This window comes from Rhodovulum visakhapatnamense (assembly GCF_004365965.1).
GTDB classification, from domain to species: Bacteria; Pseudomonadota; Alphaproteobacteria; order Rhodobacterales; family Rhodobacteraceae; genus Rhodovulum; species Rhodovulum visakhapatnamense.
The window spans coordinates 132,644-148,048 of record NZ_SOEB01000008.1 but is presented as its reverse complement, the minus strand read 5'-3'; the positions used below and the strand labels follow the sequence as shown (position 1 = coordinate 148,048).

At 66.0% G+C, this 15,405-nt stretch carries 17 protein-coding genes; 12 read left to right on the top strand and 5 right to left on the bottom strand.

Annotation, left to right across the window (positions count from 1 at the left end; genetic code table 11):
* Positions 1–92 precede the first annotated feature (92 nt).
* Genes uvrC through EV657_RS09520 form a run of 4 tightly spaced genes read left to right on the top strand, consistent with a single transcriptional unit; the run spans position 93 to position 3,247 of the window.
* On the top strand, positions 93–1,970 hold the full coding sequence (uvrC, locus tag EV657_RS09535; protein ID WP_075784624.1) for an excinuclease ABC subunit UvrC: 1,878 nt from the start codon (positions 93–95) through the stop codon (positions 1,968–1,970).
* 17 nt (positions 1,971–1,987) lie between these two features.
* Positions 1,988–2,554, top strand: a complete 567-nt coding sequence (gene pgsA / locus EV657_RS09530) for a CDP-diacylglycerol--glycerol-3-phosphate 3-phosphatidyltransferase (protein ID WP_075784625.1) — start codon at positions 1,988–1,990, stop codon at positions 2,552–2,554.
* Positions 2,551–2,799 carry a molybdopterin converting factor subunit 1 gene (moaD, locus tag EV657_RS09525; protein ID WP_134077738.1) on the top strand — a complete coding sequence of 83 codons (249 nt, stop codon included), beginning with the start codon at positions 2,551–2,553 and terminating at the stop codon, positions 2,797–2,799. The genes pgsA and moaD overlap by 4 nt, the downstream gene beginning before the upstream one ends.
* 1 nt (position 2,800) lies before the next feature.
* Positions 2,801–3,247 (top strand): molybdenum cofactor biosynthesis protein MoaE, encoded by a 447-nt coding sequence (locus EV657_RS09520; RefSeq protein ID WP_075784626.1) that lies wholly within the window; start codon positions 2,801–2,803, stop codon positions 3,245–3,247.
* A 108-nt stretch (positions 3,248–3,355) separates the two neighbouring features.
* Here the strand turns inward: EV657_RS09520 and EV657_RS09515 are convergent, their stop codons facing one another.
* Positions 3,356–4,954: a phosphoenolpyruvate carboxykinase gene (locus EV657_RS09515; protein ID WP_134077737.1), complete on the bottom strand. Its 1,599-nt coding sequence runs from the start codon at positions 4,952–4,954 to the stop codon at positions 3,356–3,358.
* A 330-nt stretch (positions 4,955–5,284) separates the two neighbouring features.
* Here EV657_RS09515 and EV657_RS09510 point away from each other — a divergent pair, with 330 nt between their 5' ends.
* From EV657_RS09510 to EV657_RS09480, 7 genes are read left to right on the top strand one after another with little or no spacing between them, the layout of a single operon-like run.
* Entirely contained in the window at positions 5,285–5,986 is a 702-nt protein-coding gene (locus EV657_RS09510; protein ID WP_075784628.1) for a response regulator transcription factor, read from the top strand.
* Positions 5,987–6,028: 42 nt separating this feature from the next.
* A complete protein-coding gene (locus EV657_RS09505; protein WP_113669028.1) occupies positions 6,029–7,717 on the top strand; it encodes a sensor histidine kinase in 1,689 nt (562 codons plus the stop codon).
* 33 nt (positions 7,718–7,750) lie between these two features.
* A complete protein-coding gene (locus EV657_RS09500) occupies positions 7,751–8,179 on the top strand; it encodes an HPr kinase/phosphorylase (RefSeq protein ID WP_113668999.1) in 429 nt (142 codons plus the stop codon).
* Positions 8,179–9,105 carry an RNase adapter RapZ gene (gene rapZ / locus EV657_RS09495; RefSeq protein WP_134077736.1) on the top strand — a complete coding sequence of 309 codons (927 nt, stop codon included), beginning with the start codon at positions 8,179–8,181 and terminating at the stop codon, positions 9,103–9,105. Before EV657_RS09500 ends, rapZ begins: the two co-directional genes overlap by 1 nt.
* Positions 9,102–9,494, top strand: coding sequence for a PTS sugar transporter subunit IIA (locus EV657_RS09490; protein WP_075784632.1), 393 nt, complete (start codon positions 9,102–9,104; stop codon positions 9,492–9,494). The genes rapZ and EV657_RS09490 overlap by 4 nt, the downstream gene beginning before the upstream one ends.
* 7 nt (positions 9,495–9,501) lie before the next feature.
* The gene (locus tag EV657_RS09485; protein ID WP_075784633.1) at positions 9,502–9,783 is read left to right on the top strand and encodes an HPr family phosphocarrier protein; all 282 of its coding nucleotides are present in this window, start codon (positions 9,502–9,504) and stop codon (positions 9,781–9,783) included.
* 21 nt (positions 9,784–9,804) lie between these two features.
* Positions 9,805–10,689 carry a lysophospholipid acyltransferase family protein gene (locus EV657_RS09480; RefSeq protein ID WP_371412540.1) on the top strand — a complete coding sequence of 295 codons (885 nt, stop codon included), beginning with the start codon at positions 9,805–9,807 and terminating at the stop codon, positions 10,687–10,689.
* Between the two features lie 68 nt (positions 10,690–10,757).
* Here EV657_RS09480 and EV657_RS09475 read toward each other — a convergent pair whose 3' ends face one another.
* Complete coding sequence (locus tag EV657_RS09475; protein ID WP_075787478.1) at positions 10,758–11,633, bottom strand: 3-hydroxybutyryl-CoA dehydrogenase; 876 nt, start codon at positions 11,631–11,633, stop codon at positions 10,758–10,760.
* 151 nt (positions 11,634–11,784) lie between these two features.
* Here EV657_RS09475 and EV657_RS09470 point away from each other — a divergent pair, with 151 nt between their 5' ends.
* Positions 11,785–12,618 carry a DUF6473 family protein gene (locus EV657_RS09470; RefSeq protein ID WP_075784634.1) on the top strand — a complete coding sequence of 278 codons (834 nt, stop codon included), beginning with the start codon at positions 11,785–11,787 and terminating at the stop codon, positions 12,616–12,618.
* Positions 12,619–12,696: 78 nt separating this feature from the next.
* Here the strand turns inward: EV657_RS09470 and EV657_RS09465 are convergent, their stop codons facing one another.
* From EV657_RS09465 to EV657_RS09455, 3 genes are all read right to left on the bottom strand, one after another.
* Positions 12,697–13,623 (bottom strand): electron transfer flavoprotein subunit alpha/FixB family protein, encoded by a 927-nt coding sequence (locus tag EV657_RS09465; RefSeq protein WP_075784635.1) that lies wholly within the window; start codon positions 13,621–13,623, stop codon positions 12,697–12,699.
* The gene (locus EV657_RS09460; protein WP_075784636.1) at positions 13,623–14,384 is read right to left on the bottom strand and encodes an electron transfer flavoprotein subunit beta/FixA family protein; all 762 of its coding nucleotides are present in this window, start codon (positions 14,382–14,384) and stop codon (positions 13,623–13,625) included. Before EV657_RS09460 ends, EV657_RS09465 begins: the two co-directional genes overlap by 1 nt.
* A 190-nt stretch (positions 14,385–14,574) precedes the next feature.
* Positions 14,575–15,402 (bottom strand): SDR family NAD(P)-dependent oxidoreductase, encoded by an 828-nt coding sequence (locus EV657_RS09455; RefSeq protein ID WP_134077735.1) that lies wholly within the window; start codon positions 15,400–15,402, stop codon positions 14,575–14,577.
* Positions 15,403–15,405 lie beyond the last annotated feature (3 nt).

Below are 15,405 nucleotides of genomic sequence, written 5' to 3'. Positions count from 1 at the left end.
GCAACCTTATCCACAGAAGTCGTGGATTTGTTTCCCCTTGCCTCCGGCTGTTGCCCATTGCAGGCAGTCTCCGGAATCACGATCTCTGAGCGATGACCCCGACCGCCGACCCCGATACCGCCCCGCGCCCCCGAGGCCATGCCTGCGTCCAGTCCTATCTGGCGACGCTTGACAATTCGCCGGGCGTCTATCGGATGCTCGATTCCGAAAGCCGGGTGCTTTACGTCGGCAAGGCGCGCAACCTCAGGAAGCGGGTGTCGAACTACGCCAAGCCGTCGGGCCATAGCGGCCGGATCTCGCGGATGATTTCGGAAACCGCGTCGATGATGTTTCTGACGACGCGGACCGAAACCGAAGCGCTGCTTCTGGAGCAGAACCTCATCAAGCAGCTCAAGCCGCGCTACAACGTGCTTCTGCGCGACGACAAGAGCTTTCCGAATATCCTGGTGGCCAAGGACCATGCCTTTCCGCAGATCCGCAAACATCGCGGCGCCCGAACCGAGAAGGGCGCCTATTTCGGTCCCTTCGCCAGCGCGGGCGCGGTGAACCGGACGCTGAACCAGTTGCAAAAGGTGTTCCTGCTGCGGAATTGCACCGATTCGGTCTTTGAAAGCCGCAGCCGCCCCTGCCTGCTGTTCCAGATCAAGCGCTGCAGCGGGCCCTGCGTCGGACGGATCTCCGAGGCGGACTATGCGGCCGCGGTGCGGGATGCCGAGGATTTCCTGAAGGGCAAGTCTTCGGGCCTGCAGGAGGCATTGGCGGCCGAGATGCAGCAGGCCTCGGACGCGATGGAGTTCGAGCGCGCGGCCGGGCTGCGCGACCGCATCCGCGCGCTGACCCAGGTGCAATCGGCACAGGGCATCAACCCGCGTGGCGTGGCCGAGGCCGATGTGGTGGCGTTGCATATGGAAGGCGGGCAGGCCTGCGTGCAGGTCTTCTTCATCCGGGCGCACCAGAACTGGGGCAACCGCGACTATTACCCGAAGACCGGCAGCGGCGCCGAGGCGCCGGAACTGCTGCAAGGCTTCCTCGGCCAGTTCTACGACAACAAGGAGCCGCCCCGGCTGATCCTGCTGTCCCATGACATCGAGGACCGCGACCTGATGGCCGAGGCGCTGTCGCAGAAGGCCGGACGCCGGGTCGAGCTGTCCGTGCCCCAGAGGGGCGAGAAGGCCGAACTGGTCGAGAACGCGACCCGCAACGCCCGCGAAAGCCTCGGGCGGCGGATGGCCGAATCTGCGGCGCAGGGCAAGCTGCTGGCGGGCCTGGCCGAGGCGTTTGCTTTGGACGCGCCGCCAAAGCGGGTCGAGATCTACGACAACTCGCATATCCAGGGCAGCCATGCGGTGGGCGCGATGGTCGTGGCCGGCCCCGAGGGCTTTCTGAAAAGTCAGTACCGCAAGTTCAACATCCGCGGCGACAGCCTGACTCCGGGCGACGATTTCGGCATGATGAAGGAGGTCCTGACCCGCCGGTTCCAGCGCCTTCTGAAGGAAGATCCCGACCGCGCGAGCGAGACCTGGCCCGATCTGCTGCTGATCGACGGCGGCGCCGGGCAGGTGGGGGCCGTGGCCGAGATCATGGCCGATCTGGGCGTCGAGGACCTGCCCGTCGTTGGGGTCGCCAAGGGCATCGACCGCGATGCCGGCAAGGAAGAGTTCCACCGCCCCGGCGAACGCCCCTTCGCGCTGAGGCATAACGACCCGGTGCTTTACTTCGTGCAGCGCCTGCGCGACGAGGCCCACCGCTTTGCCATCGGCACCCACCGGGCGAAACGCGCCAAGGCAATGGGCGCGACGCCCCTGGACGAGATCCCGGGCGTCGGCGCCACCCGCAAACGCGCGCTTCTGACCCATTTCGGCAGCGCCAAGGCGGTCGGCCGCGCGGGCCTCGCCGACCTCAAGGCGGTCGAGGGAATTTCCGACAGCCTTGCCGAAACCATCTACGGCTTCTTCCATGAGCGCGGCTGACGCGCTATGACCCGGCCATGAGATGGACTCTCCCCAATATCCTGTCGGTGCTGCGCCTTGCGGCCGCGCCGCTGTTCCCTCTGGTCTATTTCCTCTGGGACAGCCCTGTCGCCGACTGGGTGGCGCTGGTGCTTTTCGTCGGGGCTTCGGTCACCGACTGGGTTGATGGCTATGTCGCCCGGCGCTGGCAGTTGACCAGCCGCTTCGGCGCCATGATCGACCCCATCGCAGACAAGGCGATGGTCCTGGCGGCCCTTCTGGTTGTGGTGGCCAAGTTCGGCATGCCGACCTGGCTGACGCTCGCCGCGACGGTGATCGTCTTCCGCGAGGTGTTCGTCTCGGGCCTGCGCGAATTTCTCGGCGCCCAGGCCGGACGGCTGAAGGTCACCAAGCTCGCCAAATGGAAGACGACGGTGCAGATGATCGCGATCTCGGTGCTGATCGCCCATGGCATCCTGCCCCATGCCGCCATCGAGGGGCTCGGCACCGCGCTGCTGCTGGCCGCCGCCGCGCTGACCCTGATCACCGGGGCCGACTATTTCGCCAAGTCCTGGCCCTATCTGAGGGATGAACAGGCGCGATGATCGACGTGCTCTATTTTGCCTGGGTCCGCGAACGCATCGGCCTGCCGAAAGAGCGGATCGAGACCGCGGCCCCGACCGTCGCGGCGCTGGTCGAGGAACTCTCGGCCCGTGAGGACCGCTATGCCGCCGCCTTCGCCGATCTCTCGGCGCTGCGGGTCGCGGTCGATCAGGATCTCGCAGATTTCGATGCGCCGCTTGCAGGTGTACGCGAAGTGGCCTTCTTCCCGCCGATGACCGGCGGGTAAGATGGACATCCGCGTCCAGGCCGCCCCGTTCGATTTCGGCGCCGAGGCTGGCGCCTTCGCCAGGGGCCGCCGCGACGCGGGCGCCATCGTCACCTTCGCCGGGATCGTGCGCGACGACGGCGGGCTCGCCCGGATGGTGCTCGAACATTACCCCGGCATGACCGAACGCGCTCTCGAGACCATCGCCGCCGAGGCGACGAGGCGTTTCGGGCTTCTCGACTGCCTCGTCATCCACCGCCATGGCAGCCTGACGCCCGGCGAAACGATCATGATGGTCGCGACCGCCGCCCCTCACCGCGCCGATGCCTTCGCGGCAGCCGAATTCCTGATGGACTACCTCAAGTCCCGCGCGCCGTTCTGGAAGAAGGAATTCGGCGCCGACGGCGCGGCCTGGGTCGCGGCGAAGGACGCGGACGAAACCGCGCTCGACCGCTGGGCGCAAGACTGATCTTCTTCTTGGTGCAAATACCCGATCGGCGCCGCAAGGCGGCCAAGGGAAACGGCAAAGGCCCGGTCGCTAGACCGGGCCTTTTCATTTGACTTCAGGACCGAAGGCTCAGCCGATGGCGGCTTCCTTCACGTCCTCGTCGATGAAGGGCAGGTACTGGGCGAAGTTCTCCGAGAACATCCTGACCAGTTTCTGCGCCTGCGCGTCATAGGCCTCCGGGTCGGCCCAGGTGCGGCGCGGGTCCAGCAGGACCTCGGGCACGTCATGCACCGCCAGCGGGACCTCGAAGCCGAAATTCGGGTCCTTGCGGAACTCGGCATCGTTCAGCGACCCGTCGAGCGCCGCGGTCAGCAGGGCGCGGGTGGCCTTGATCGGCATCCGCGAGCCGGTGCCATGGGCGCCGCCGGTCCAGCCGGTATTGACCAGCCAGCAGGTCGCGCCATGCTTGGCGATCTTGTCGCGCAGGAGGTTGCCGTAGGCCTCGGGGCGACGCGGCATGAAGGGCGCGCCGAAGCAGGTCGAGAAGGTGGGCTCGGGCTCGGTCACGCCTTTCTCGGTGCCCGCAACCTTCGAGGTGAAGCCCGACAGGAAGTGGTACATCGCCTGCGCGGGCGTCAGCCGGGCGATCGGGGGCAGAACCCCGAAGGCGTCGCAGGTCAGCATGATGATGTTCTTCGGATGCCCGCCCAGCGAGGTCTCGGAGGCGTTCGAGATGTAGTCCAGCGGATAGGCGCACCGCATGTTCGCGGTCAGGCTGTCATCCTCGAAATCCAGTTCCTTGGTATGCGGGTCGAACACCATGTTCTCGATCACGGTCGAGAATTTCGACGTGGTGGCGTAGATCTCGGGCTCGGCCTCGGGGCTCAGGCTGATGGTCTTGGCATAGCAGCCGCCTTCGAAGTTGAAGGTGCCGTTATCCGACCAGCCATGCTCGTCGTCGCCGATCAGGGTGCGGGCCGGGTCTGCCGACAGCGTGGTCTTGCCGGTGCCCGACAGGCCGAAGAAGATCGCCGTGTCGACCGGATTGTCCTTGGCATGGTTGGCCGAGCAGTGCATCGCCATGATGCCCTTGCCGGGCAGGATGTAGTTCATCAGGGTGAAGACCGATTTCTTGATCTCGCCCGCATATTCGGTGTCGCCGATCAGGATCAGCTTCTTGGCGAAGTTCAGCGCGACCACGGTCTTGGTGCGGCAGCCGTGGCGCTCGGGGTCGGCCTTGAAGCTGGGGCAGTTGATGATCGTGAATTCGGGCACGAAGCTGTCGAGCTGTTCCAGCGCGGGACGGCGCAGCAGGTGGCGCGAGAACAGGCCGTGCCAGGCCATCTCGGTGACGATCCGCACATCCAGACGGTTGTCGGGATCGGCGCCGGCATAAAGATCCTCGACGAAGACCTCGCGACCCTTCAGATGCGCCAGCATGTCGGCATGCAGGCGGTCGAAGGCCTCGGGCTCCATCGGGCGGTTGTTTTCCCACCAGATATGCTCGACCACGTCCGGCGTGCGCACGACGTGCTTGTCCTTGGGCGACCGGCCGGTATGGACGCCGGTGGTCACGAGGAAGCTGCCGCCCTGGCCCAGCGTGCCTTCGTTGCGCTTGAGGGCCTCTTCGACCAACGCCGGTTCCAAGAGGTTGTAATAGACCTTGTTCAGCCCTTCGATGCCCTGGGTCTCAAGGCGCTGATTGGGGTTCACACGTCCGAATTCCATGGTCTGTGCTCCTTGCCACCGCACTTCGGTCGGCGCGGCTATACCATGACGTTTCCATGAAACAACAGGGACCGGAGAGGCGTTAGCGCAATCATAGTTCGATTTTTTTACTGATAGCGCAACCATTTTGCGCGGATTGATAAAATTCGTTCGCGGCCTGCACGGACCCGGCCCCGGAGAGTGTTAGCGGTTAGGTAAACGTTTTCCGGCTTCAATGTGCCGCAATGTAATGCTGCGATTCGCAACGGGCCTGCGATTCGAGCTGTGGCGTGAGTAAATGTTGCGTAGATTCAATTGGTTCCGCTTGTGGACAGGATAAGGAACTCTCCCATGTCTAGGATTGCGCTCGTCGACGATGATCGGAACATCCTCACCTCCGTTTCCATGACGCTCGAGGCCGAAGGGTTCGAGGTGGAAACCTACAATGACGGCCAGGCGGCGCTGGACGCATTCAGCAAGCGCATGCCCGACATGGCCGTTTTCGACATCAAGATGCCCCGGATGGACGGAATGGATCTGCTGCAGCGGGTGCGCCAGAAAAGCTCGATGCCGGTGATCTTCCTGACCTCGAAGGACGACGAGATCGACGAGGTCCTGGGCCTCAGGATGGGCGCCGACGACTATGTCAAGAAGCCCTTCTCGCAACGGCTTCTGGTCGAGCGCATCCGCGCGCTCCTGCGTCGGCAGGAGGTCATCGCCGCCGATGCCGGGCCCACGCCCGAGGAAAGCAAGTCGATGGTGCGCGGCCAGCTCGCCATGGACCCGCTGCGCCATTCGGTGACCTGGAAAGGCATGGATGTGTCGCTGACCGTGACCGAATTCCTGCTGTTGCAGGCGCTCGCCCAGCGCCCCGGCTTCGTGAAAAGCCGCGACCAGCTGATGGATGTGGCCTATGACGATCAGGTCTATGTCGACGACCGCACCATCGACAGCCACATCAAACGGCTGCGCAAGAAGATGCGTCAGGTCGATTCCGACTTCTCGGCGATCGAGACCCTGTACGGCATCGGCTACCGCTACAACGAGGAATAGGCCGACGGTCCGGGGACAGAGCCTGTGCGCGACAGCAAGCGGATGGCAGTTGACGAGGCCGGGTTCGGCGACGATCCCTATGGCTGGGTGGGCGGGCGCGAGATCGACCGCCGCCGGTCGCCCCTGCCAAGCCGGAGCCTCATTTCGCTGAACCGCTCGCCGCTGGCGCGCCGGATCATTGCCGCCAACCTGATCGCCCAGATCGTACTGATCTCCGGGGTGCTCTATCTCAACCCCGCCCGTGACAGTCTGCTGAGCCTGCGCGAAAGCGGGATGGTGGCCGAGACCAAGCTGATCGCCGATGTGTTCGAGGCGCAGATCCCCCAGGGTGCCGCAGTTGACCTGGCCACCTCGGACGGGCTCGACGTCGGGGCCACGCTCGACGCGCTGGAACTGGCCCCGGGGGCCGAGGTCTATGTCTTCGACACCACGCGGGGCCTTGTCGGCCGGGCGACGGGGGTCAAGCGGGCCGACTGGCCGGTGGACGGCTACGAGGATGACGGCCGGATCACCATGATCACCGATGCGCTCTACCGGGTCTGGGAAACGATCCTGAGCCTTTCGGGCAGCGATCGTCTCGCCCCGGATACGGTGGATCCGCGCGTCCAGCTCAAGGATCAGGTCGCGGCCACCCTGACGGAGGGACCGCAGCTTCAGACCGGGGTCGACGCCGAGAACCGCACCACCTTCACCGTCACCACCCCGATCCTGCAGGAGGGCCGCGTGGTCGGCGTGGTCGCCATGGTCTCGGCCAGCGGCGAGATTGACTGGCTGGTCCGGATCGAGCGCGAGCAGGTCCTTCAGGTCTTCGTGATCGCCATTCTGGTGTCGATCGGGCTCAGCCTCGTGCTGGCCTCGACCATTGCCAACCCTTTGTCCGAACTGGCCGCGGCCGCCGAGATCGGACAGGACCGCAATGCCCGCTCGATGAGCCCCGGGCGCGTGCGAATCCCCGATCTCAGCGCCCGCCCGGACGAGATCGGCCGCCTGTCGGCTGCGCTGCGCGGCATGGTGGCCGCGCTTTACGACCGGATCGACGCCAACGAACAATTCGCCGCCGATGTCGCGCATGAAATCAAGAACCCGCTGGCCAGCCTGCGCTCGGCCACCGGCACGTTGCGCGTGGCGCGGCGCGAGGACCAGCGCGCCAAGCTGCTCGACGTGATCGAACATGACGTGCGCCGCCTCGACCGCCTGGTCAGCGACATCTCGAACGCCTCCCGGCTCGACAGCGAACTGGTCAAGGAAGAGGAGACGACAGTCGATCTGGTGCGGCTGCTGCGCGGGCTTGCGGACCATCTGGGCCAGCAGGCGCGCGAACGCGGGATCGACTTCATCGCCGATCTGCCACCCGATCCGATCCAGATCCAGGGGCTCGAGGCGCGGCTGGCGCAGGTCTTCGTCAACCTGATCACCAACGCGATTTCGTTCTGCGAAACCGGCGATGCCGTCCGGATCTGGGCGCGCAAGCGCGACAACCGGGTTCTGGTGGTGGTCGAGGATACCGGCCCGGGCATTCCCGAGCAGGCCTTGACCAAGATTTTCAACCGGTTCTACTCCGAACGCCCGGCCGGTCAGTTCGGCAACCATTCCGGCCTGGGACTTGCCATCTCGAAACAGATCGTCGAAGCTCATGGCGGTGTGATATGGGCCGAGAATATCCGCCCGACCGAGGCCGACCTGACTTCGGAACAACTGGGCGCCCGTTTCGTCGTGGGTCTGCCGATCTGATGCCCGCCCCCGCCGGAGACTGCCGCAGCTGTCATGCCCGCCCCCGAGACCTGCATCCTCCATGCCAGCACAGTCGTCCATCGCGGCCGCGCGGTCCTGATCCGGGGGGCCTCGGGCTCGGGCAAGTCGGCTCTGGCGCTGCAACTGATGGCGCTGGGCGCGACCCTTGTCGCGGATGACCGCACGGTGCTGACCCGCAGCCCCGAGGGTCTTGTCGCCTCCAGCCCCAAGGCGATCCGCGGTCTGATCGAGGCGCGGGGCGTGGGGCTCCTTCGCACTGAAACCGTCGCCTCCGCACCGGTGGTGCTGGCCGTCGATCTTGACATGGCCGAGACCGACAGGATGCCGCCGCCGCGCGAGATCGAGATCCTCGGCATGTCGCTGCCCTTGCTTCGCCGCGTGGATCGGCCATATTTTCCCGCAGCTATCCTGCATTGCCTCATCGCCGGACCCCGCTTCTGATGTCCAACGCCGCCGAGACCGAGCCGGGCCCCCGCCCACAGCGCATCGTGCTGGTGACGGGTGCGTCCGGGGCCGGGCGGTCGACGGCGCTGAACGTGCTTGAGGATCTGGGGTTCGAGGCCATCGACAACCTGCCGATTTCGCTGATCCCGCGCCTTCTGGACGGCCCGATGCCGGGGCCGTCGCTGGCCCTGGGCGTCGATATCCGTACCCGCGACTTTTCGGCCCGGGCGCTGGCCGATCTGATCCGGGCGCTGGCGGCGGCCCCGGGGCTCGAGGCCGATGTGCTGTATCTCGACTGCCGGCCCGATGTGTTGCTGCGCCGCTTTTCCGAAACCCGGCGGCGCCATCCGATGGCCCCGGCCGAAAGCCCGGCGGAAGGGGTCGCGCGCGAGCTCGATATCCTCGGCCCGATCCGCGAACTGGCGAGCAGCCTGATCGACACCTCGGATCTCACGATCCACGAGTTCCGCGCCGAGATGACCGCGCGTTTCGCCCCCGGCGGGGCCGCACCGCTGGCGGTTTCGCTGCATTCGTTCTCTTACAAGCGGGGGTTGCCCCTGGGGCTCGACATGGCCTTCGATTGCCGCTTTCTGCGCAATCCCTACTGGAACCCGACCTTGCGCGCGCTCGACGGGCGCGATCCGGCGGTCGTCGCCCATGTCGCGGACGATCCGCGCTTTACGGCCTTTCTCGACCGGATCTCGGATCTCGCGGCACTGGTGCTGCCGGCCCATCGCGACGAGGGCCGCAGTCATATCTCGATCGGCTTCGGCTGTACCGGAGGGCAACACCGCTCGGTCGCCGTGGCCGAGGCCGTGGCGAAACGGCTTGCGGCAACGGAATGGCAAGTGTCTATAAGGCATAGGGAACTGGAGAGGCGGGCGCAGGGCGCGCCCGCAAGACGAGCGGGAACGGGCGCGTGATCGGAATCGTCATCGTCGCGCATGGGGGGCTGGCGCGAGAATACCTGGCCGCGGTCGAACACGTCGTGGGTCCGCAGCCCGGTGTACGCGCCATCTCGATCGCGCCCGACGACGATCGCGCCGCCAAGCAGGACGAGATCTGCCGCGCCGCGGACGAGGTCGACGAGGGCGGCGGGGTGGTGGTGGTGACCGACATGTTCGGCGGCTCGCCCTCGAACCTGTCGATCCGCGCCTGCGCGCCCGGCGACCGGCGGATCCTTTACGGCGCCAATCTGCCCATGCTGATCAAGCTGGCCAAGTCGCGCCGGATGAGCGTCAGCGATGCCACAGCCTCGGCGCTGGCGGCCGGGCGCAAGTATATCGACAGTTTCGACGCAGGCGGCCTGTGAGGACCCATTGACCAGCAACAGCGTGATCCGAGTGTTCGAGATCGTGAACGAAAAGGGGCTGCATGCCCGGGCCTCGGCCAAGTTCGTGGAATGCGTTGAAGAGCACGATGCCAGCGCCGAGGTGTTCCGCGACGGGATGAGTGCGTCGGGCGATTCCATCATGGGGCTCCTGATGCTGGCCGCCTCGAAAGGCACCAGCATCGAGGTTGCGACCCGCGGTCCCGAGGCCGCCAAGCTCGCGGATGCGCTGGAACGCCTGGTGGCGAACCGGTTCGGCGAGGACATGTGACGCGAGCCCCCGATGCAGGACATGGCTGACCACCGCGCGCCGATGACCGCGCCCGCCCGGAACGCACCGCGCGCGGACCCGTCGGCCGAGCCGCCTTACGACGCGCGCGAGCTTTCCTACGCCCGGACCTTCCCCGACCCGCTTCGCGCCCAGGCGATCCGCGCCATCGAGATCCTGACCGGCAAGCTGACCCTCTTGCGCCTCGTGCGCGAATTCGAGGCGCGGGGCGTTCCCCGGGGCCAGGCCTTCTGGCGTCAGGCGCTGGATGTGATGGGCATTGCCGTCGCGACCCCGCCCGACCAGGTGGCGCGGATCCCGCGCGAGGGCCCGCTGGTGATCGTCGCGAACCATCCACATGGGCTGGTCGACGGCATGGTGCTGGCCGATCTCGTCGGCCGGGTGCGGACCGATTACAAGATCCTGACGCGCTCGCTGCTGACCGGCGTGGCCGAGGTCGCCGAGTTCATGATCCCGGTGCCCTTTCCCCATGCCGAAGATGCTCGCGAACAGAACCTCGAGATGCGGCGCGCCGCGATGGCGCATCTTGGCGAGGGGGGCGCGGTGGTGCTGTTCCCTGCCGGGGTCGTCGCCGCGTCGCCGACCTTCTTCGGCCCCGCAATCGAGGCTGGCTGGAACCCCTTCACCGCCAAGCTGATCCAGCGCTCGGGCGCCCGGGTCCTGCCGGTCCGGTTTCCCGGCGCCAATTCGCGCTGGTATCAGATCGCCAACCGGTTATCGCCGACGCTGCGCCAGGGGCTTTTGCTGCACGAGGTCGTTCACGCCCTGAACCGGCCCCAGTGCCCCGCCGTGGGCGAACCCATAGACCGCGACGTGATCGAGCGCTGGGTGGGCGATCCGCGTGGCTTCGTCGCCTGGCTGCGCGAACGCACGCTGGCCCTGGCCTGACCCAGGCCCCTGTTCTTCTTGGCACAATACCCACGTCCTGACGGGCGTCCTCCGCCCGCGGCGGGTGGTCAGCGCGTGGGAACCGGCGTCTCGCCCCGGTAGTCGTAGAACCCGCGATTGGTCTTGCGGCCCAGCCATCCCGCCTCGACATATTTGGTCAGCAGCGGGCAGGGGCGGTACTTGGTATCGGCCAGCCCTTCGTGCAGAACGTTCATGATCGCGAGGCAGGTATCGAGTCCGATGAAATCCGCAAGCTCCAGCGGCCCCATCGGATGGTTCGCCCCAAGCTTCATCGACTCGTCGATCGACCGGACCGATCCGACGCCTTCGTACAGCGTATAGACTGCCTCGTTGATCATCGGCATCAGGATGCGGTTGACGATGAAGGCCGGGAAGTCTTCGGCCGAGGCGGCGGTCTTGCCCAACGACTCGACCACTTTCAGCAGCGAGTGATAGGTCTCTTCGTCGGTGGCGATACCGCGGATCAGCTCGACCAGCTGCATCACCGGCACCGGGTTCATGAAATGGAACCCCATGAATTTCTCGGGCCGGTCGGTGCGGCTGGCCAGCCGCGTGATCGAGATCGACGAGGTGTTCGAGGTCAGGATCGTGGTCGGTTTCAGATGCGGCTGCAGATCCTCGAAGATCGCCGTCTTGACCGTCTCGCGTTCGGTCGCGGCCTCGATGATCAGGTCGGAAGATCCCAGATCGGTCAGCACCGTGGTGGTCGAGATCCGGCCCAGCGCGGCCTGCTTTTCGGCCTCGGTGATCTTTTCGCGGCTGACCTGGCGGTCGAGGTTCTTGCCGATGATGCCAAGGGCCCGGTCCAGTGCGTCGGCAGAGATGTCGTTCAGCGTGACCTCGTACCCGGCCAGAGCAAAGACATGGGCGATGCCGTTGCCCATCTGGCCCGCACCGACTACCCCGACCGTCTTGACGTCCATCTGCATCCCCCGCCTTGCTGGCGGCACATTGGCCGAAGCGGCGCTGCCGCACAAGGGCGACGTTATCCATAGAATGTGAACTTTAGCGACTTCGAAACGCCGCATGCCCAACCTGAAGAGCGGTGAGTCGCAAGACGCGAGTGGGTGCAAGATGAGCTTCGATAACATGGGCAGCGGATCGCTGGCCTACTTCCCTTGCCGTTACGGCAATTCGAGGTTGCTGTTCAGGGGGCCAAAGAGATCGCTGGACCAACCCTATTGTGCCGTGGTGGGTGGCACCGAGACCTATGGAAAATTCGTGCCGAAGCCGTTTCCGGCGCTGATCGAAGAGGCGACCGGGCTGCAGATGGTCAATCTGGGCTGCGTCAATGCCGGGATCGACGTCTTCCTGAACGACGTCTCGCTGATGGACGTGGTGGCCGGGGCCAAGGTCACGATCTTTCAGGCGCTCGGCGCGCATAACATGTCGAACCGGTTCTACGTGGTGCATCCGCGCCGGAACGACCGCTTCCTGCGTGCCTCGGCGATGCTGAAGGCGCTGTATCCCGGCGTCGATTTCACCGAATTCCACTTCACCCGCCACATGCTGAGCGTACTGAAGCAGAAATCGCCCTCGGCCTTCGAGATTGTGGTGGCCGAATTGCAGATGGCCTGGCAGGCGCGGATGCGCAAGCTTGCGGGGCGCATCCCGGGCGACAAGATCCTGCTCTGGCTGCCAAGCCGCGCGCCGGAGGGCGATCAGCCATCCGACGGGCTGGGACTGGATCCGTTATTCGTAACCCAGCACATGCTGGACACGGTGCGGTCCTATTTCACCCGGGTGATCGAGTTCGAGCCCAGCCCCGAAGCGCTTGCCCCGGGCACCGAGGGCATGGTGCATGGCGAGATGGACCAGGCCGCGGCCGCGTCGCTGCCCGGACCTGCGGTGCATGAAGAACTGGCCGAGGTGCTGACCGTGGCGCTGCACGAGCTGCGCGCGCTTTGACCCCGACCCACCCCGCGTGCCGACATGGAAAGGCCCGCCGGTGCGATCCGGCGGGCCTGTCGTTCAGTGGCGGCGCCCTCAGAGCTTGGAGACCAGCTCGGGCACCGCGTCGAACAGATCTGCGACAAGACCGTAATCGGCAACCTGGAAGATCGGCGCCTCTTCGTCCTTGTTGATCGCGACGATGACCTTCGAATCCTTCATCCCGGCCAGGTGCTGGATTGCGCCGGAAATGCCCACCGCGATGTAAAGCTCGGGCGCCACGACCTTGCCGGTCTGGCCGACCTGCCAGTCGTTCGGCGCAAAGCCGCTATCGACCGCCGCGCGCGACGCGCCGACCGCCGCACCCAGCTTGTCGGCCAAGTCCTCGATCAGCTTGAAGTTCTCTTCCGACCCGACCCCGCGGCCGCCCGAGACGATCACCCCGGCCGAGGTCAGTTCGGGCCGGTCGCTTTTCGCGGCGGTATCCGAGACCCATTCCGACAGCGCCGGGTTGCCCGCAGCCGCCACGTCCGAAACCGGGGCGCCCGCGCCTTCGCCTGCCGCCTCGAAGGTCGAGGTGCGGATCGTCAGGACCTTCTTGGCGTCCGAGGACGTGACGGTCTGGATCGCGTTGCCGGCATAGATCGGCCGGTCGAACGTGTCGGCATCGACCACGCCCACGACATCGGTGATGATCATGACGTCCAAGAGCGCGGCGACGCGCGGCATGATGTTCTTGGCATCGGTCGTCGCGGGCGCTGCGATATGGTCATAGTCGCCCGCCAGCGACACGATCAGATCGGCGGTCGGCTCGGCCAGGCGGTGGCCGTAGATCGCGTCCTCGGCGACCAGCACCTTGGCCACGCCGTCAATCTTTGCGGCGGCCTCGCCCGCGGCCTTGGCATGGGCGCCGACGCACAGCGCGGTCACCTCGCCCAGCGCCCTGGCGGCGGTCACCGCCTTGGCGGTCGCGTCGAGTTGCAGTTCGCCCCCGGTGACTTCGGCAAGCAGCAAAACGGCCATCAGAGCACCCCCGCTTCGTCTTTCAGTTTCGCGATCAGCTCGTCGACCGAGCCCACCTTGACGCCGGCCTTGCGCTCGCGCGGTTCGGCGGTCTTCAGCACGGTCAGGCGCGGCGCGGTGTCGACGCCGTAATCGGCGGGCGTCTTCTCGTCGAGCTGCTTTTTCTTGGCCTTCATGATATTCGGCAGCGAGGCATAGCGCGGCTCGTTGAGGCGCAGGTCGACCGAAACGATAGCCGGCAGCTTGACCTTGATGGTCTGCAGGCCGCCATCGACCTCGCGGGTGACCTCGGCCGCGTCGCCGTCGATCTCGAGCCCCGAGGCGAAGGTGCCCTGGCTCCAGCCCAGAAGCGCCGCCAGCATCTGGCCGGTCGCGTTCATGTCGTTGTCGATGGCCTGCTTGCCGCAGAGCACCAGACCTGGCTGTTCCTCGTCGACCACGGCCTTGAGGATCTTGGCGACGGCCAGCGGCTCGATGTCGTGATGGATGTCCTCGGCGGCGACGATCAGGATCGCCCGGTCCGCGCCCATGGCCAGCGCGGTGCGCAGGGTTTCCTGGGCCTGCTTGACCCCGATCGAGACCGCAACGATCTCGGTGGCCTGACCCTTTTCCTTCAGGCGGATCGCCTCTTCGACGGCGATTTCGTCGAACGGGTTCATCGACATCTTGACGTTGGCGAGATCGACCCCCGTTCCGTCCGCCTTCACGCGGACCTTCACGTTGTAGTCGATCACCCGCTTAACAGGCACAAGGACCTTCATCGGCGTGTGTCTCCCTTGCAGTCGCGCCCCCCTCCGGGGGCAAGTCAATGGTTCCGGAGAGTGTTAGCGAGTCTCAAACCGAGGGAACAGACCAAAAGCGTCGGGAAAGTATATTTCGTCAGGGAAGGTTTCTGCGGCCGTTTGTTGCGCGCCGTGTCTTCGGGCGCATGCCCCGGGCGCTGCGTCCCGCCTATCCCTTGTCGATCAGCCAGTCGAGCGCGGGTGTCGGCAGGACCCGCCGCGCGATGTTCATCAGGTAGGTGGGCGTCGTCACGAAATAGCGCGGGCGCGGGTGTCGCGCTTCCAGCGCATGGACCAGTTTGCGGCTGACTGCGGAGGGCGGCAGTTCGAACCTGTCGCGGCCGCGATCCTCGTAAAGCCGTTGCAGAAGCGAGGTGCGGTACTGGTCCGCCCGGGCGCTGGCCGTCCAGTCGATCCAGCGTTCGAAATGCGGGATCGAGTTCACCCGGATCTTCGAGGTCACCGGGCCGGGCTCGATCAGGATCACCCGGATCGGCGTGTCGCGCATCTCAAGCCGCAGCGTGTCGGTCAACCCCTCCAGCGCGTATTTCGTGGCCGAATAGGCGCCGCGCCATTTCAGCGGCACGAGCCCCAGCACCGAGGAACAGTTGACGATCCGGCCATGGCCCTGCGCGCGCATCGCGGGGATCACCCGCCGGGTGAGGTCGTGCACCCCGAAGAGGTTGGTCTCGAAAATCTCGCGCAGCGCGTCCCGCGGCAGGTCCTCGACCGCGCCGGGACAGCCGAAGGCGCCATTGTTGTAAAGTGCATCGAGTGTGCCGCCGGTGCGCGACAAGGCCTCGTCGACCGCGGCGGCGATGCTTTCTTCGCTGGCGTAGTCGAGCGGGAAGCTTTCCAGCCCCTCGCCGCGCAGGCGCGCGCAATCGGCGTCCTTGCGGCAGGTGGCGAACACCCGCCAGCCCCGCGCGGCGAGCGCGTGGGCGGCATCATGGCCGATGCCAGAAGAACAGCCGGTGATCAGGACGCTGCGTGCCATGAC